Origin of the sequence: Pseudomonas brassicacearum subsp. brassicacearum (assembly GCF_008801605.1) — a bacterium.
Taxonomy (GTDB): Bacteria; Pseudomonadota; Gammaproteobacteria; order Pseudomonadales; family Pseudomonadaceae; genus Aquipseudomonas; species Aquipseudomonas brassicacearum.
Map to the genome: position 1 here is coordinate 31,403 of NZ_VZPJ01000017.1, position 16,603 is coordinate 48,005.

The following is a 16,603-nucleotide window of genomic DNA, read 5'->3' on the forward strand; positions in this document are numbered from 1 at the left end:
AATTCTGTCCAGGATCCATTTAGCCCGCACCGCAACGACATACTCCCCTCGACCACGGCCAAAACCGCCACCGTCCATGACGCTGGCGGTTTTTTTGTCGCTGGATTTGTTGCAGCACTCTGCTGTACTCAGCCCAGGTTCTGGAGATGAACCTGTCGTAATACTGCTGGATGCATAACCGATTATCACGACTGTTTTATCAAGGAAGCTTATGTCTTTACTCAAACGTTCAACGACTGAGTTGTTGGGTACGTTCTGGCTGGTATTGGGCGGCTGCGGCAGCGCGGTATTGGCCGCCTCCGGGATTGGCGTGCTGGGGGTTGCCCTGGCGTTCGGCCTGACGGTGTTGACCATGGCATTCGCCATCGGGCATATCTCGGGTTGCCACCTGAACCCGGCGGTGTCGGTGGGCTTGTACGTGGGCGGGCGGTTTCCGGCCAGGGAGTTGCCTGCCTACATCGTTGCCCAAGTCATAGGGGGTGTACTGGCCGCCGCATTGATCTACTTCATCGCCAGCGGCAAGGAAGGCTTTGACCTGGCCGCGTCCGGCCTGGCAGCGAACGGTTATGGCGAGCATTCGCCGGGTGGGTATTCGATGGCGACCGGTTTTGTCATCGAGCTGGTCATGACGGCAATGTTCATCCTGATCATCCTCGGCGCCACCGATAAACGTGCGCCCGCCGGGCTGGCACCGATTGCCATCGGCCTGGCCCTGACGCTCATTCACCTGATCTCGATTCCGGTCACCAACACGTCCGTCAACCCGGCCCGCAGTACCGGTCCGGCGCTGATTGTCGGTGGCTGGGCCATCGAGCAACTGTGGCTGTTCTGGGTAGCGCCGCTGCTGGGTGCCGTCATCGGCGGTGTCTCGTACCGCTGGCTGGGCCAGGAAAACCGCTGAGTCACACCCGCGAAAATCAGCACTGCCGATAAGGCAGTGCTGTTTTCGCCTCTTCGGCATACGCCAGCACACCCTCCTGTTCCCGGGCGAGAAAATCTTCGACCGCCGCTTTCAAACCAGGGTGGCGCAGGTAATGCCATGAGCGGGTAATCACCGGCTCGAACCCGCGAATCAATTTGTGCTCACCCTGGGCGCCGGCGTCAAAACGCTGCAAGCCATGGGCAATCGCGTAGTCCATGCCTTGATAGAAACAGGTCTCGAAGTGCAGGCGGTCGAACTCCGCCAGACAGCCCCAATAACGTCCGTAGAAACTGTCGCCACCCACCAGGCTGAACGCCATCGCCACCGGCCGCGAACCTTGCTTGGCCAGCACCACGCGAATGGCCTCGGGCATGCGTTCGGCCAGCAGGCTGAAAAACGCTCGGGTCAAGTAAGGCGCCTGCCGTCGTATCGCGTAGGTGTTGGCGTAACAGGCGTAGACAAAATCCCACTGCGCCTCGTCCAACTGATGACCTTCGAGCCATTCGAACGCGATGCCCTGCCCCGCCACTTGCTCACGCTCCTTGCGCATCTGCTTGCGCTTGCGGGAACTGAGCGCATCGAGAAAATCCTGGAAGTCGCGATAACCGCGATTCTGCCAGTGATACTGGCAGCCGATCCGCTGCAGCCAGCCTTCTTGCCCGGCAAGCGCCGCGTCGGTGAAGGCATCGGTGAAGTTGATGTGGGCACTGGAAAGCCCTTCGATCTCCAGGTACCCCGGCAAGCTGCCCAGCAGCTCCAGGCCATCTTCCCCGCGCGCCGCCAGCAACCGCGGGCCACTGACCGGGCTGAACGGCACCGCCGTCAACAGCTTGGGGTAATAGTCGATGCCAGCGCGGGCGCAAGCGTCGGCCCAGGCGTGGTCGAACACGTATTCGCCGTAGGAATGCCACTTGCGGTAACTGGGCAAGGCCGCCAGCAGATGACCGTCTTCAATGTGCAGCAAATGCTCGGCTTGCCAACCGGATTGCGGGCCCAGGCTGGCACTGTCTTCCAGGGTGCTCAGGAAGGCGTGGCGCAGGAACGGTTGATTGGCGGGCACCAGCGCGTCCCACTCGGGCGGCGCGATGGCGGACAGGCTGTCCAAGACGTGAAGCGGCATGCGATTCCTCGATAGCCAGACGACGGAGGGAGCGAGTATCGCCGATCCTGACCGGGCGCACATAAAAAAACCCCGCCAGAGGCGGGGTTCAAAGGAGCGCTTTAACGGATGAAGTCAGAGCGGTGTATCAAGTCAACGCGATTTAGAACACGTACTGGGCACGCATCACAAAACCGTCGCCATCGTCGTCGCCATTGGCGTTGGTGACTTTGTCGGTCTTGGCCTTGATGTAGGCAGCGGAGATTTTCACCGCTTCGTTGGCGTACCAGTTCACGCCCAGGTTGTGCACCTTGGCTTCGGCATCGCCTACTTCACGAGTCGCCGAGGCAGTGGTGATGTTGTCGTCTTCGACGGTCATGCTGTCGAAGCGGTAGAACACTTCCCAGGCGCCGATGGATTTGTTCTGAGGCTTGATCGCGTCAAACTTGCCGACTTTATAGCCGCGGGATTCACCGGTGAGGGTGTAGGCACCCTGGACGTAGAAGCCGTGGCCTTTGATGTCTTCGAAGGCGGCGCTGTCAGCCTTGGTCTTGCGGGAGATGTACTCACCCTGGATCGACGCAGGCCCCATGGCGAAAGCGGCTTCCAGGCCGAAGGCGGTGTCAGTGTCGTACGAACCGGCCGGCGAGTTGTTGGCGCCGCCCAGGACCGGACGGTTGCCGTTAGGGCCGGCGTCGTTGCCACCCAGGGTTTCAACGCCACGCATGCCCAGGCGGGAGCGGTAACGTGCGTCGAACGCGGTGTCCGAAACGTCACGCGAGGCCACGTTCAAACCGAAGTGCAGCACGTTGCCGGCTTCGTGCATCGGTGCGAATACAAAGCGACCGTTGACTTGCTTGACGCTGTCGCCGTCGGTGTCGTCGGTGTCCTTGCTGAACACGCCAGCCGAGGCATAGAACGAATCGGCGAAGGTGCTGGAAGCTTGGATGCCCAGGCCGTTCTGATGGCTGTTGGCCCAGTCGATCAGGTCGTAGGCGGCGTTACGCTCAGGTGCAGTCACCCACTTGGAGCTGGTGGCTTTTTCCAGGCCGAAATCGGGGTCAAAACGACCGACCTTGATCGAGACCGGCTTGAAGCCGTTATAGGCCAGGGACGCTTCGTCGAAGTAGCCGTTATCGGAGTCGCCACTGTTGTGGGACATGTCGTAGTTGATGGTGTAGGCCCAATCCGTGTACAGCACGCCGGACAGTTCCAGGAAGGCGCGACGGATGTAAGCGGCGTCGGCCGATTTACCGTTGTCGGTGTAGATACCATCGAACTGGCTGTAGTCAGCCTGCAGACGACCACCGAGCTTGAAGCTGAACTCTTTGTCAGTGGTAGCGACCTCAAGGCCGCCCTTGGTTTTGACTACGATATCGGCGCCATCGGTAGTGACGGTGCCGGCGAAAGCCTGGGCGGTTACTGCCATTGCCAGTGCGCTGGCGGCAACACCTGCGAAGTGCTTGCGGATCATCGAAGAATTCCCCTGTTGGTAGTCTATGCGTTAGAAAACACGCGGAACTGGGCCCGCTGGTGTTGGGAGGGGATCTTGGCGATGGGTTGTGTCAGGCGAGTTGCTATCACATAAAGATTTTATGACAGCGGAACTTTTTACTTCGAATGGGAATAACAAATCCAGCCATGGAGAACCTGTGGGAGCGAGCTTGCTCGCTCCCACAGGGGGTTGGTGTGTATCGCGGTTTAGCGGATGTTTCTGCGGCGCTCGGCGGCGAGTTTCTCGGCGAGGTGATCCAGGTCGGGGATCGGCGGTTGCGGCAGTTTCCTGAGGGTCGCCTGCATCAGGCGCATCTGGCGGATAAAACGCCGGCAGTTGGGGCAGAACATCAGGTGATGACGCACCATCAGGCGTTCACGAAAACTTAACTGGCCGTCGAGATAATCGCTGGAGCGCGCCACTTGTTCCTTGCAGGTCAGCATTCGCCGGTTTCCTCGAAATGTTCAACGGTCGCGAAGACTTTCAGCCGGGCGCGATGCAACAGCACTCGCACATTGGAGAGCGAAATATCCAGAAGATTACAGATTTCTTCCAGCTCCAGCCCCTGGCGTTCCCGCAGGTTCAGCACGCTGCCTTGCAGTTCCGACAGGCTGAGCAATGTGTGCTCCAGGCAATCGCGTAATTCCTCCATCGTGAGCAGCGCCTCAGGCGTGTCCTGGTGCCAGGCGAACGGCGCCAGCAGCCAATGACCATCGGCGGCGAAACGATCATCGCCGAGGGTGCCATGGGGTGACGGCAGATCGTCGAGCAACACCTCCCGACGGTTCTGCTTGTAGCGCCCTTTGGCGGCGTTGGCGGTGATGGTCAACAGCCAGGTCTTGAGGCTGGAACGCCCCTGGAACCCACTGAGATTGCGCACCACCGACAGCCACGCGTCCTGCACCACTTCGTCGACATGGCGACTGCCGACAATGGCATAGGCCACGGCGCGCATCGGGCTCTGGTAGGCGCTGACCAGTTCCCTGTAGGCCTGCTGCTCACCGGCCAGGAGACGTTGGAGCAGGAGGCTGTCATCGGTGACCGTCATTCAATGCCCTATTGCTGGATAGATCGCGGTTGTTGCAGCTTGTGGGAGCAAGGCTTGCCCGCGATGAAGGTGACGCGGTCTTCCGGGAAACCGAGGCGTCTGCATCGCGAGCAAGCTTTGCTCCCACAGGTTCCACAAGCCATAGGCCATAGGCCAGCAGGAATAAATCCTCTGGCCGCTAAAGTGGATCAACGCTTGCGCAAAATCACGCTGCCAATCGAATAACCGGCGCCGAACGAACTGAGCACGGCGACCGAGCCGCTGGGCAGGTCATCCTGGTATTTGTGGAACGCAATCACCGAACCGGCCGAACTGGTGTTGGCGTAGCGGTCGAGGATCACCGGTGCTTCCTCTTCGGTGGCTTCGCGTCCCAGCAGTTTGCGCACGATCAAGTGGTTCATGCTCAGGTTGGCCTGGTGCAGCCAGAAGCGCTTCACCTCGCCTACGTTCAGCTGGTTTTCTTCCAGGTGGGCGCCGATCAGCTCGGCCACCATCGGGCAGACGTCGCGGAACACCTTGCGGCCTTCCTGGACGAACAACTTGTCGCGGCTACCGGCGCCCTCTTGCGCGGCGCGGTTGAGGAAGCCGAAGTTGTTGCGGATGTTGTTGGAGAACTTGGTCAGCAGCTTGGTGCTGACCACGTCGAACTGGTACGGCGAAGTCGCCAGGTCCGCCCGCTCGATGATCACGGCGGTGGCCGCGTCGCCGAAGATGAAGTGGCTGTCGCGATCGCGGAAGTTCAGGTGACCGGTGCACACTTCCGGGTTGACCATCAGGATCGCCCGGGCCTGGCCCAGTTGCACGCTGTTGGCCGCTGCCTGGATGCCGAAAGTGGCCGAGGAACAGGCCACGTTCATGTCGAAACCGAAACCTTCGATACCCAGGGCTTCCTGGACCTCGATGGCGATGGCCGGATACGGGCGCTGCAGGTTGGAACAGGCGACGATCACCCCGTCGATGTCGGCGACGGTGCGGCCGGCGCGCTCCAGGGCCTGCTTCGCGGCACCGATGGCCATTTCGCACAGCACCGACCACTCGTCGTTGGAGCGCTCGGGCAAGCGTGGGGTCATGCGTTGTGGATCGAGAATGCCGTCCTTGTCCATGACAAAGCGGCTCTTGATGCCGGAGGCCTTTTCGATGAACGCCGCGTTGGATTCGGTCAAGGCCTCGACTTCACCGCGCGCGATGGCGTCGGCGTTGTCGGCGTTGAATTGCGCGACATAGGTATTGAAAGATTGCACCAGCTCTTCGTTGGAGATGCTGTTGGCCGGGGTGTACAGGCCGGTGCCGCTGATGACGACGTTATGCATGGTCGTGTCTCTGATCTGTTCAGGCAGAAAGCATTGGCACCGACGTACCAATACACAAAGGGACTTTTCCCATCCGGGGAAGCAGCCCTGGCATCGCTTTATTCCGATCCGCCCGGGGCATTGAAGCTCAAAACCACGGGACCGGCATTTATAGCCGCGAAGTTTGCCATAAACGCTGGCGTTTGGCCCATTCTCCCTTCACTACAACACCATACCCTGTGGGAGCGAGCTTGCTCGCGATAGCGCTGGTTCAGCCAGCATTGATGTTGACTGATACACCGCTATCGCGAGCAAGCTCGCTCCCACAGGGGTTTCACAGGAGTTGACGGGTTTTGCCATCAACCCTCCACCTGCCCCCACTGCTTGCCCAGGCGCTTGTCCGAAATCGGCACCTTGGTCCCCAGTTGCTGGGCGAACAGCGACACCCGGTATTCCTCCAGCCACCAGCGGTACAGCTCCAGTTGCGGATCGCGCTTGCCTTCCTGGGCGTGTTTGCTGGCGCGGGCCTGGTATTGGGCCCAGAGGTTCGACAGCTCGCCGCTCCAGACCCGGTCCTTCTGCACCTGGCTACCGAGCTTCTCGAAGCGTTGCTCGATGGCCTTGAGGTAGCGCGGCAGTTCCTTGAGCCATTGATGTGGGGTTTCGCGGACGAAGCCCGGGTACACCAGGTGGCTGAGTTGCTGCTTGATGTCGTTCAGCGCCACGGCCTGGGCCAGGTCGATCTTGCCCTTGAAGCGTTTTTGCAGGCCATGCCAGAGCTTGAGGATGTCCAGGGTCAGCTTCGCCAGGCGTTCGGCGTGCTCGGTCCAGCCGCCGCGCTTGCGCTCGGCCAGGGTGGCCAGCGCGGCGCCGTCACGGGGCAGGCTCGCTTCGCCTTCAAGCACACAACTGTCGAGGCTGGCGAGCAGGATGTCTTCCACCAGGCTGTCGATGCGGCCCAGGTCGCGGTACAGCAGGCCCAGCTCCGTCAGCCCGGGCAGCTTGCCGCGCAGGAACTTGGCCGACTCGGCCAATTGCTGCATCAACAAGCGCTGCAAGGCGCGGCGATGCTGGAACTCGGCTTCGGCCGGGGTTGGGAAACGCCCTTCCTTGACCACGCCGCCCTCTTCCACCAGCGCCGGGTAGACCGTCATCGACAGCCCGGCGATCTTCTGTTGGGTTTTCTCGGCCACCGGGGCGAAGACCTTCGCCTCCACCGGTGCCTGGCTTTTCGCCGTTTGCGGTACGGCCAGGGCGGCCTGGCTGGCTTCGGCAAAACGCGCCGTCAGCTCGGCCAGGTCACGACCCTCGCCGAGGAACTTGCCTTGGCCGTCGACGATTTCCAGGTTCATGCGCAGGTGGCTTTCCACCTGCTGGGCCGCTTCGGTCCAGGCTTCGTCACTGACCCGCGCCCCGGTCATGCGCAGCAGCTCACGGCCCAGGGACTGCGGCAAAGAGCCCTCGGCGAAGGTGATGCGCTGCAGCGCCGCCTTGACGAAATCCGGCACCGGCACGAAGTTCTTGCGCAAGGCCTTGGGCAGGTTGCGCACCAGGGCGATGCACTTGGCTTCGATCACCCCCGGCACCAGCCATTCCAGGCGTTCCGGCGGCAGCATCGGCAGCAGTGGCGCCGGCACTCGCAGGGTCACGCCATCGCGGGGATGGTTGGGCTCGAAGTGATAACTCAGCGGCAAGGTCAGGTCGCCGACGCGCAAGGTGTCCGGGTAATGCGCGGCGGTGACTTCGCTGGCTTCGCGGGCCAGCACGTCTTCTTCGCGCATGATCAGCAGTTGCGGGTCTTTCTGGCTGTTGATCCGGTACCAGCTGTCGAACGTCGCGGTCTGATGGATCTCGGCCGGCAAGCGCGCGTCGTAGAAGGCAAACAGGGTTTCCTCGTCCGCCAGGATGTCGCGGCGACGGGCCTTGGCTTCCAGCTCGTCGAGTTGTTCCAGCAGTTTGGTATTGGCACTCAGGCACTTGGCCCTGGACTGGATCTCGCCGCGCACCAACGCCTCGCGGATGAACAGTTCACGGGAGACCACCGGGTCCACCGGCCCATAGTGCACCGGTCGACGACCAACGACGATGAGCCCGAACAGAGTGATTTGCTCATAGGCCACCACCTGCCCGCGCTTCTTCTCCCAATGGGGTTCGAAGTGGTTTTTCTTGATCAGGTGCCCGGCCAGCGGTTCGATCCAGTCCGGTTCGATCTTGGCGACCATGCGCGCATACAGCTTGGTGGTTTCCACCAACTCGGCGGTCATCAGCCATTGCGGACGCTTCTTGCCCAGGCCCGACGAGGGGTGGACCCAGAACCGCCGCTGGCGAGCACCGAGGTAGTCGCCATCTTCGGTTTTCTGGCCGATCTGGCTCAACAGGCCCGAGAGCACCGCCTTGTGCAATTTCGGGAAGTCGGCCGGTTCTTTGTTGAGGCTCAGCTGCATGTCGCGGCAGATCAGGCTCAACTGCCGATGGGAATCACGCCACTCGCGCAGGCGCAGGTAATTGAGGAAGTTCTTGCGGCACCAGTTGCGCAGCGGGCTGGCGGTCAGGGCCTGGCGCTGCTCTTCGAAACCGCGCCACAGGTTGACCAGCCCGGCGAAGTCCGAATCCGCGTCCTTCCACTGGGCGTGGGCCTGGTCCGCCGCCTGTTGGCGCTCCGGCGGACGCTCGCGCGGGTCCTGGATCGACATGGCGCTGGCGACGATCAGCACTTCCTGCAAACTGCCCAGCTTCGCCGCTTCCAACAGCATGCGGCCCATGCGCGGGTCCACCGGCAGGCGCGCCAACTGGCGACCGAGCGGGGTCAACTGGCTGTTGCGGTCCACCGCCGACAATTCTTGCAGCAGGTTGAAACCGTCACTGATGGCCTTGCCATCCGGCGGCTCGATGAACGGGAAATCGGTGATCTCGCCGAGACGCAGGTGCAGCATCTGCAGGATCACCGCCGCCAAGTTGGTGCGCAGGATTTCCGGGTCGGTGAATTCCGGCCGCCCAAGAAAATCTTCTTCGCTGTACAACCGCACGCAGATCCCCGGCTCGACCCGCCCGCAGCGGCCCTTGCGCTGGTTGGCGCTGGCCTGGGAAATGGCTTCGATGGGCAAGCGCTGGACCTTGGCCCGATAGCTGTAGCGGCTGATGCGCGCGGTGCCGCTGTCGATCACGTAGCGGATGCCCGGCACGGTCAGCGAGGTTTCGGCGACGTTGGTCGCCAGCACCACGCGACGGCCCGGATGGGACTGAAAGATCCGCTGCTGTTCAGCCGGCGACAGGCGCGCATACAGGGGCAGAATCTCGGTGTGCTTGAGCTGGGCCTTGCGCAGCATCTCCGCCGCGTCGCGAATTTCCCGCTCGCCCGGCAGGAACACCAGCACGTCCCCAGGGCTGCGCCGCTCGCTGCGCTCGTAGGCGGCGATTTCGTCGAGGGTGGCGAGGATTGCCTGGTCGACGGTCAAGTCGTCTTCGACCCGGTTGCCTTCCTCGTCTTGCTCCAGGGTCAGCGGGCGATACCAGGTTTCCACCGGGAAGGTGCGGCCCGAGACTTCCACAATCGGCGCGTCATCGAAATGCTTGGAGAAGCGCTCCAGGTCGATGGTCGCCGAGGTGATGATGACTTTCAGGTCCGGACGGCGCGGCAGCAGGGTCTTGAGGTAGCCGAGCAGGAAGTCGATGTTCAGGCTGCGTTCGTGGGCTTCGTCGACGATGATCGTGTCGTAGCGCTCGAGGTAGCGGTCGTTCTGGGTCTCGGCCAGCAGGATGCCGTCGGTCATCAGCTTGATCAGGGTGTTGGCGTCGCTCTGGTCCTCGAACCGCACCTGATAACCCACCAGCGCGCCCAACGGCGTGGCCAGTTCCTCGGCCACCCGGCTCGCCACACTGCGCGCGGCGATCCGCCGCGGCTGGGTGTGGCCGATCAAGCCATGCTGGCCACGACCGATTTCCAGGCAGATCTTCGGCAACTGCGTGGTTTTGCCCGAGCCGGTTTCGCCGGCAATGATCAGCACCTGGTGCTTGAGCAGTGCGTCCTTGATTTCGTCGCGCTTGGCGGCAATCGGCAAATTATCGTCGTAGCGAATCAGCGGCAGGCTCGCCTTGCGCGCCAACACCTGATCGCACGACGCCTGCATGCGCGTCACCCACTGGGCCAGCTTGGCCTCGTCGGGCTTCTTGCGCAGCTCGAGCAACTGGCGCCGCAACCGGTGACGGTCGGCGAGCATGGCGTGGTCGAGGTTTTTCAGCAGCTTGTCGATAGCGGGGGCTTGGTCAGTCATCAGGTACGCAAGGGTCGTCGGTTTGAGCAGGGGGCGATTGTCGCAGATTTGCGTACATGTGGGAGCAAGGCTTGCCCGCGATGAAGATGACGCGGTCTCCCGGGGGACCGAGGCGCCTGTATCGCGAGCAAGCTTTGCTCCCACAGGTTTTGGCTCGTTCCCACGCTCCGCGTGGGAATGCCTCAACGGACGCTCTGCGTTCGGCCCTTTGGGACGCGGAGCGTCCCAAAGGGTTATTCGTTGTCCAGGTCCTTGCGCCGATACGGGAACACATCGATCACCTTCCCCGCCCGGATCGCCTCTTGCAGGCCTTTCCAATAGTCGGCGTTGTACAACTCGCCGTGCAACTGGTCGAACAGCTTGCGCTGCCCGGCGTCGGCGAACAGGAACGGCGGGAACTCTTCGGGGAAGACGTCCAGCGGGCCGATGGAATACCAGGGCTCGGAGGCCATTTCGTCTTCCGGTGTGCGGGGTTGGGGGATGTGGCGGAAGTTGGCTTCGGTCAGGAAGCAGATTTCATCGTAGTCGTAGAACACCACGCGGCCGTGGCGGGTCACGCCGAAGTTCTTGAGCAGCATGTCGCCGGGGAAGATATTGGCCGCCGCCAGTTGCTTGATGGCCAGGCCATAGTCTTCCAGCGCCTCGCGCACCTGGTCCTGGTTGGCGTTTTCCAGGTACAGGTTCAGCGGCGTCATGCGTCGTTCGGTCCAGCAGTGACGAATCAGCACCGTGTCGCCTTCCACCGACACCGTGGACGGCGCCACTTCCAGCAGTTCCTCCAGGCACGCCGGCTCGAACTTGCTCAGGGGAAAACGAAAATCGGCGAATTCCTGGGTATCGGCCATGCGCCCGACCCGGTCGACGCTTTTCACCAGGCGGTACTTCTCGATCACCGTGGCCCGGTCGACGTTTTTCGACGGCGAGAAACGGTCCTTGATGATCTTGAACACCGTGTTGAAGCCCGGCAGGGTGAACACGCTCATGACCATGCCGCGCACACCCGGGGCCATGATGAATTGGTCGTCGGTGTTCGCCAGGTGGTTGATCAACGCTCGGTAGAACTCGGACTTGCCATGCTTGTAGAAACCGATGGAGGTGTACAACTCGGCGATGTGCTTGCCCGGCAGGATGCGCTTGAGAAAGCCGATGAATTCCGCCGGCACCGGCACGTCCACCATGAAGTACGAGCGGGTGAACGAGAAGATGATCGACACCTGCGCCTCGTCGGTAATCAGCGCATCGATCTGGATACCCCGGCCCTCGCGGTGCAACAGCGGAATCACCAACGGCCATTGGTCCTCACGGGTGTAGATCCGACCCACCAGGTAGGCGCCCTTGTTGCGATAGAGCACTGAAGAAAACAACTCAACCGTCAGCTCAGGGTCCTTGCAGACCCAGTCCGGCAGGTTCTCGCGCAACTGCGCTTCGAGGCGCCGCAGGTCACCCGGCAGGTCGGCGTAGTCCTCGCTGAAACGGTAATCGGCGAACACGCTCGCCAGCATCCGATCCAACTGCCCCTGGGGTTTGTAGGTGCGGGTCTGGGCGGCACGGGCCCGGCGCAGGCTGGGCCGGGTGGTATGGATGAACATGGTGCCGTCGCTGATCAGGTCGTGGCTGAACAACCCGCAGAAGATCGAGTTGTACCAGGTTTCCGACAGCTCATCGTCGAAGCGCAGGTCGATCAGGCTGATGTAGGCGCTCTTGACCAGCGGCCAGCAGCTCACGTCCATCAGGGTTTCGTCATCGAAGGCCTTGTGCAGCCTGGCAACGGTTTCGAAGACTTTTTCTTCATACAAGTTGATGCGCGCCGCCGAAGCCGCTTGCGCCTCCAGCCACAGCGCCTGCTCGAACCGGGCGCGGGCGCCGTCGGTGATCTGCCGGAAATGCTCACGATAATCGTCGAAGCCGTCGAGGATCGAACGGGCGATTTCGATGGCGGGCCATGGCTGCGGCATAGGGTAAACCTCGGCGGGTCATGCTTGTTATTGGCGACTGAGCTTAGAGGCCAATCACGCGGCAACGCAACCATTGCCATCGCTATTCAGGGCGGCGACACTTGCCGCCCAATCAAGGAAGGAATGACTCGTGAACCTCGTCGATATCCTGCGTTTACTGTCACTGGCCGCTATCTGGGGCGCCAGTTTCCTGTTCATGCGCATTATCGCCCCCGTCATTGGCACAATCCCCACTGCTTTTTTTCGCGTGTCCATCGCCTTCGTCGGGCTGTTGGTGATCCTGGCCCTGATGCGCGTCGACTGGAATTTTCGCGGCAAGCTCAAAGTCGTGATGGGGCTGGGCCTGATCAACTCGGGCATTCCGGCCACGTTCTATTCGTTGGCGGCCCAGGTGCTGCCGGCTGGTTACTCGGCGATCTTCAACGCCACCACGCCGTTGATGGGGGTGTTGATCGGCGGCTTGTTCTTCAGCGAAAAACTCACCCCAGCCAAGGTCAGCGGTGTCTGCCTGGGCCTGTTCGGCGTCGGCATCCTGACCCGCGCCGGCCCGGTAGCGTTCGACCTGCAACTGCTGATGGGCGCCCTTGCCTGCCTGCTGGCCACGACCTGCTACGGCTTTGCCGGTTTCCTCACCCGGCGCTGGCTCGATCAGCAAGGTGGCTTGGACAGTCGTCTCTCGGCCCTGGGCAGCATGTTCGGCGCCACGGTGTTCTTGCTGCCGCTGTTTGGCTACAGCGTCATCAGCCAACCACCGGCCAGCTGGGGTGGCTGGAGCGTCTGGTTGTCGCTGCTGGGGCTGGGTCTGGTGTGTACTGCGCTGGCGTACATCCTTTATTTCCGCCTGCTCAGTTCCATCGGCCCGGTCAAATCCATGACCGTGACCTTCCTGATTCCGCCGTTCGGCGTGCTGTGGGGGGCGTTGTTGCTGGATGAGCCGTTGGGGATGGCGCATCTGTATGGCGGGGTGTTGATTGCGGCGGCGTTGTGGTTGGTGCTCAAGCCTGGGGTGGTGAAACCGGCTGAGGTGTCTGCCCGGTAATTCATCGGCGCGGCGCAAGATGCCATCGCAGGCAAGCCTTGCTCCCACAAGGACTACACATAACCTGTGGGAGCAAGGCTTGCCCGCGATGGCGGTTGCTCAGTCAACGAGCAGCCAAAGCTCAGCGACTTTTACGAAACACAAACACCAACCCCACGATGATCAGCACCATCCCCAGCAAGCTCAACAACGCCAGCCGGTTGCCAAACACCAGGTAGTCCATGATCGCCGTCACCGCCGGCACCAGGTAGAACAGGCTGGTGACATTCACCAGGTTGCCGCGGGCGATCAGTCGGTACAGCAGCAATGTCGCCAGCACCGACACCACCAGCCCCATCCACAACACCGGCACGAAAAACCCCATGCTGTACTCGAAGTGAAACGGTTGGAACGGCACGAACACCGCGCACAGCACCAGCCCGGCCAGGTACTGCACCGGCAGCGTGCCCAGGGGGTTGTCGGTGATGCGCTTCTGCATGATCGAACCGGCCGTCATGCTCACCAGTGCCAGCAACCCGCAGATCATCCCGGCCAGGGACATGCCGGCCAGGCCGATGCCCTGGTACACCACCATGATCAACCCGACCAACCCCAGCATCAAGCCGAACATCCGCGACCAGGAACGCTGCCGTTCCATGAGCACCACGGTCAGGATCGGTTGCACGCCCATCAGGGTTGCCATGACCCCCGGCGTGACACTCATTTGCAGCGCCAGCAGATAAAAAATCTGATAGGCGCCCAGCAGCACCAACCCGGTGGTCGCCGCGTACAGCATCGGCTTGCCGGTCTTGGGCAGCTTGAACTTGAGCAACGGAATCAACAGCACCAGCGCCGACAGCGCAATGGCAAAACGGATCAGCAAAAAGGCGAAGGGAGAAGCGTGGGCCAGGCCCAGCTTGGAAAAGATCGCCCCACTGCTCCACAGCAAAACGAACAGGCTCGTGGAAGCCGCCGCCAACAAGGCGTTTTTGGAAAGGGAAAACATGGATACCACCTGTAGTCAGGCAAAAAGCCAACTCAGCCGAGGCTGAAGTCCAGTAGTTTTTTTCAGGCGGGCACAGGGGATAGGCAACCGTTGCCGATCAGCCCTGAATGCCAACACCCGGCGGTGATACGACGGCGTACACCGATGAGCTACGGACAGGTGGAGGGTATTGACCGATCTGCGCAGGCTGCTGGCTCCCACACGGCACGACGCCAGCGTTGAACGCTGGAACCACGACCGCGATGACAGGGGATGCAGGCATGAGCCGATCTCTTGAAGGAGCGGGTTCGAAAACCCGAAGAGCGCTGACTATAACCAGCGCCCGATGGACAACGCAATATTTAACCGAACAACCAATAGCCAAGCGCCGTCAGCACCACCACTGCCAACACGGGCCGCATCACCCGGTAGGCCTTGGGATGCTTGCGTTTGAATTGCTTGACCCGGCCACTGATGCCGTCGCTGAACGATTTGCTCCAGGCATAGGCCCGGTTGATGCCACCGACGTGTTCATCATCCAGGTTCTGTGGCGCGGTGGCGCGGCCGAGGAACGCGCTGATGGTGCGGTTGAGACGGGTCATCAACCGGCTTTTCAAGGGTCGCTCGACATCACAGAACAGAATCACGCGGGTCTGCGGGGTTTCGTTCTTGACCCAGTGCACATAGGTTTCATCGAACATGACGTCTTCGCCGTCGCGCCAGGCGTAGATCTGACCATCGACGAAGATCCGGCAGTCGTCGGAATTGGGAGTGGACAGCCCCAGGTGATAACGCAACGAACCGGCGAAAGGGTCTCGGTGGGGATTCAGATGGCTGTCACCCGGCAGCAGGGCAAACATGGCGCCCCGGACATTGGGGATCTGGCTGACCAGCGCGACCGTCCTGGGGCACAGCAGCTCGGCCGACGGCAGCGGTTTGTCGTACCACTTGAGGTAAAAACGTTTCCAGCCCTTCTTGAAGAACGAGCCGAAACCCGCGTCGTTGTTCTTCTCGGCAGCGCGAATGTAGCCCTCGTCGAACAGGTGCATGGCCTCATCGCGGATGACTTGCCAGTTGTCCTTGAGCACATCCAGTTCGGGGAACTTGCTGCGGTCCAGGTAAGGTCTCGAGGGCACGCCGGAGAACAGGTACATCAAGGTGTTATAGGGGGCGAACAGCGCCGAGTGGTTGACGAACTGACGCAACACCGGCAAACGCGCCTTGCCACGCAAATGCACATACAGCGTACTGCCCAAAAACAGCAGCAACACCGAGGCCTTGGCGACGAACGAAACGGTCATTTTATAACTCCTTGTCCAAAAACACCTTACGCAACACCACCAGCCCAGCGCAGCGGCCGGCCATGTTATAGATCATGGCCTGGCCAGGAAACCGTCTGGCGCAACATTCACTGTTGAGGATCACGCAATAATTTCCTTCTTACCATGCGTGACCTGAACTGTGGCTGACGCCCGTCAACACCCTTTCCAAATGCGATTTAACCGCCTGCCACATCCTGCAGACAGTTACTGCTGGATCTCCTGCTCGGTAAACAGATCACTGAACAACATGCTCGACAAGTACCGCTCGCCCGAATCCGGCAGGATCACGACGATGGTCTTGCCCTGCATCTCCGGTTTTTCCGCCAGGCGCACGGCCACGGCCATCGCCGCGCCACAAGAGATCCCGCAGAGGATGCCCTCCTCCTGCATCAAGCGCAGGGCCATGGCCTTGGACTCGTCGTCAGAGACCCGCTCGACCAGGTCAACGATCGACAGGTCAAGGTTCTTCGGCACGAACCCGGCGCCGATCCCCTGGATCTTGTGGGGGCTGGGCTTGATCTCCTGGCCCGCCATCGCCTGGGTAATCACCGGCGAAACCTCGGGTTCGACTGCCACCGACAGGATCGGTTTGCCACAGGTGTTCTTGATGTACCGCGAAACGCCGGTGATGGTGCCGCCGGTGCCCACGCCGGCCACCAGCACGTCCACCGCGCCGTCGGTGTCGTTCCAGATTTCCGGGCCGGTGGTTTTTTCGTGGATCGCCGGGTTCGCCGGGTTATCGAACTGCTGCGGCATGAAGTATTTGGCTGGATCGCTGGCCATGATCTCGGTGGCTTTGTCGATGGCCCCTTTCATGCCCTTCGCCGGCTCGGTGAGCACCAGTTCCGCTCCCAGGGCCTTGAGCACCTTGCGTCGCTCAATGCTCATGGAGGCGGGCATGGTCAGCATCAGCTTGTAGCCACGGGCGGCGGCGACGAACGCCAGGCCGATCCCGGTGTTGCCAGAAGTTGGTTCGACGATGGTCATGCCCGGCTTGAGTTTGCCCGAGCTTTCAGCGTCCCAGATCATGTTCGCGCCGATCCGGCACTTGACCGAATACCCTGGGTTACGCCCCTCGATCTTGGCCAGGATGGTCACACCGCGCGGGGCAATGCGGTTGATCTGCACCAGCGGCGTATTACCGATGGAATGGGCGTTGTCAGCGAATATACGGCTCATGGCTGGGTCCTTGATGCAGC

12 protein-coding genes are annotated in these 16,603 nt (G+C 61.5%); 2 read left to right on the forward strand and 10 right to left on the reverse strand.

Going from position 1 to position 16,603, the window contains the following annotated elements; translation table 11 throughout:
• Window positions 1-211 precede the first annotated feature (211 nt).
• The gene (aqpZ, locus tag F7R20_RS27310) at window positions 212-901 is read left to right on the forward strand and encodes an aquaporin Z (protein ID WP_003198915.1); all 690 of its coding nucleotides are present in this window, start codon (window positions 212-214) and stop codon (window positions 899-901) included.
• A gap of 16 nt (window positions 902-917) precedes the next feature.
• On the opposite strand, the gene F7R20_RS27315 is transcribed toward aqpZ, so the two are convergent.
• From F7R20_RS27315 to aceK, 7 genes are all read right to left on the reverse strand, one after another.
• Entirely contained in the window at window positions 918-2,042 is a 1,125-nt protein-coding gene (locus tag F7R20_RS27315) for a GNAT family N-acetyltransferase (protein WP_003198914.1), read from the reverse strand.
• Window positions 2,043-2,184: 142 nt separating this feature from the next.
• Window positions 2,185-3,495: an OprO/OprP family phosphate-selective porin gene (locus tag F7R20_RS27320; protein WP_003198912.1), complete on the reverse strand. Its 1,311-nt coding sequence runs from the start codon at window positions 3,493-3,495 to the stop codon at window positions 2,185-2,187.
• 227 nt (window positions 3,496-3,722) lie between these two features.
• Window positions 3,723-3,959 carry an anti-sigma factor family protein gene (locus tag F7R20_RS27325; RefSeq protein WP_003198910.1) on the reverse strand — a complete coding sequence of 79 codons (237 nt, stop codon included), beginning with the start codon at window positions 3,957-3,959 and terminating at the stop codon, window positions 3,723-3,725.
• Complete coding sequence (locus F7R20_RS27330; RefSeq protein WP_003198907.1) at window positions 3,953-4,564, reverse strand: RNA polymerase sigma factor; 612 nt, start codon at window positions 4,562-4,564, stop codon at window positions 3,953-3,955. The genes F7R20_RS27325 and F7R20_RS27330 overlap by 7 nt, the downstream gene beginning before the upstream one ends.
• 188 nt (window positions 4,565-4,752) lie before the next feature.
• Window positions 4,753-5,874 carry a beta-ketoacyl-ACP synthase III gene (locus F7R20_RS27340; RefSeq protein ID WP_003198905.1) on the reverse strand — a complete coding sequence of 374 codons (1,122 nt, stop codon included), beginning with the start codon at window positions 5,872-5,874 and terminating at the stop codon, window positions 4,753-4,755.
• 338 nt (window positions 5,875-6,212) lie between these two features.
• The gene (gene hrpA, locus F7R20_RS27345; protein WP_013692499.1) at window positions 6,213-10,124 is read right to left on the reverse strand and encodes an ATP-dependent RNA helicase HrpA; all 3,912 of its coding nucleotides are present in this window, start codon (window positions 10,122-10,124) and stop codon (window positions 6,213-6,215) included.
• Window positions 10,125-10,357: 233 nt separating this feature from the next.
• Window positions 10,358-12,079, reverse strand: a complete 1,722-nt coding sequence (gene aceK / locus F7R20_RS27350) for a bifunctional isocitrate dehydrogenase kinase/phosphatase (protein ID WP_003198900.1) — start codon at window positions 12,077-12,079, stop codon at window positions 10,358-10,360.
• 130 nt (window positions 12,080-12,209) lie between these two features.
• On the opposite strand from aceK, the gene F7R20_RS27355 reads away from it, so the two are divergent.
• Entirely contained in the window at window positions 12,210-13,118 is a 909-nt protein-coding gene (locus F7R20_RS27355; RefSeq protein WP_003198898.1) for a DMT family transporter, read from the forward strand.
• Between the two features lie 121 nt (window positions 13,119-13,239).
• Here the strand turns inward: F7R20_RS27355 and F7R20_RS27360 are convergent, their stop codons facing one another.
• The 3 genes from F7R20_RS27360 to cysK form a co-directional block, all read right to left on the reverse strand.
• Window positions 13,240-14,103, reverse strand: a complete 864-nt coding sequence (locus tag F7R20_RS27360; RefSeq protein ID WP_003198896.1) for a DMT family transporter — start codon at window positions 14,101-14,103, stop codon at window positions 13,240-13,242.
• A 341-nt stretch (window positions 14,104-14,444) separates the two neighbouring features.
• Window positions 14,445-15,383: an aspartyl/asparaginyl beta-hydroxylase domain-containing protein gene (locus F7R20_RS27365; protein WP_003198894.1), complete on the reverse strand. Its 939-nt coding sequence runs from the start codon at window positions 15,381-15,383 to the stop codon at window positions 14,445-14,447.
• Between the two features lie 225 nt (window positions 15,384-15,608).
• The gene (gene cysK / locus F7R20_RS27370; protein ID WP_003198893.1) at window positions 15,609-16,583 is read right to left on the reverse strand and encodes a cysteine synthase A; all 975 of its coding nucleotides are present in this window, start codon (window positions 16,581-16,583) and stop codon (window positions 15,609-15,611) included.
• Between the last annotated feature and the right edge of the window lie 20 nt (window positions 16,584-16,603).

Coding starts and splice junctions, on each gene's coding strand:
- aqpZ (WP_003198915.1), top strand. CDS start 212: ATGTCTTTACTCAAACGTTCAACGACTGAGTTGTTGGGTACGTTCTGG.
- F7R20_RS27315 (WP_003198914.1), bottom strand. CDS start 2,042: ATGCCGCTTCACGTCTTGGACAGCCTGTCCGCCATCGCGCCGCCCGAG.
- F7R20_RS27320 (WP_003198912.1), bottom strand. CDS start 3,495: ATGATCCGCAAGCACTTCGCAGGTGTTGCCGCCAGCGCACTGGCAATG.
- F7R20_RS27325 (WP_003198910.1), bottom strand. CDS start 3,959: ATGCTGACCTGCAAGGAACAAGTGGCGCGCTCCAGCGATTATCTCGAC.
- F7R20_RS27330 (WP_003198907.1), bottom strand. CDS start 4,564: ATGACGGTCACCGATGACAGCCTCCTGCTCCAACGTCTCCTGGCCGGT.
- F7R20_RS27340 (WP_003198905.1), bottom strand. CDS start 5,874: ATGCATAACGTCGTCATCAGCGGCACCGGCCTGTACACCCCGGCCAAC.
- hrpA (WP_013692499.1), bottom strand. CDS start 10,124: ATGACTGACCAAGCCCCCGCTATCGACAAGCTGCTGAAAAACCTCGAC.
- aceK (WP_003198900.1), bottom strand. CDS start 12,079: ATGCCGCAGCCATGGCCCGCCATCGAAATCGCCCGTTCGATCCTCGAC.
- F7R20_RS27360 (WP_003198896.1), bottom strand. CDS start 14,103: ATGTTTTCCCTTTCCAAAAACGCCTTGTTGGCGGCGGCTTCCACGAGC.
- F7R20_RS27365 (WP_003198894.1), bottom strand. CDS start 15,383: ATGACCGTTTCGTTCGTCGCCAAGGCCTCGGTGTTGCTGCTGTTTTTG.
- cysK (WP_003198893.1), bottom strand. CDS start 16,583: ATGAGCCGTATATTCGCTGACAACGCCCATTCCATCGGTAATACGCCG.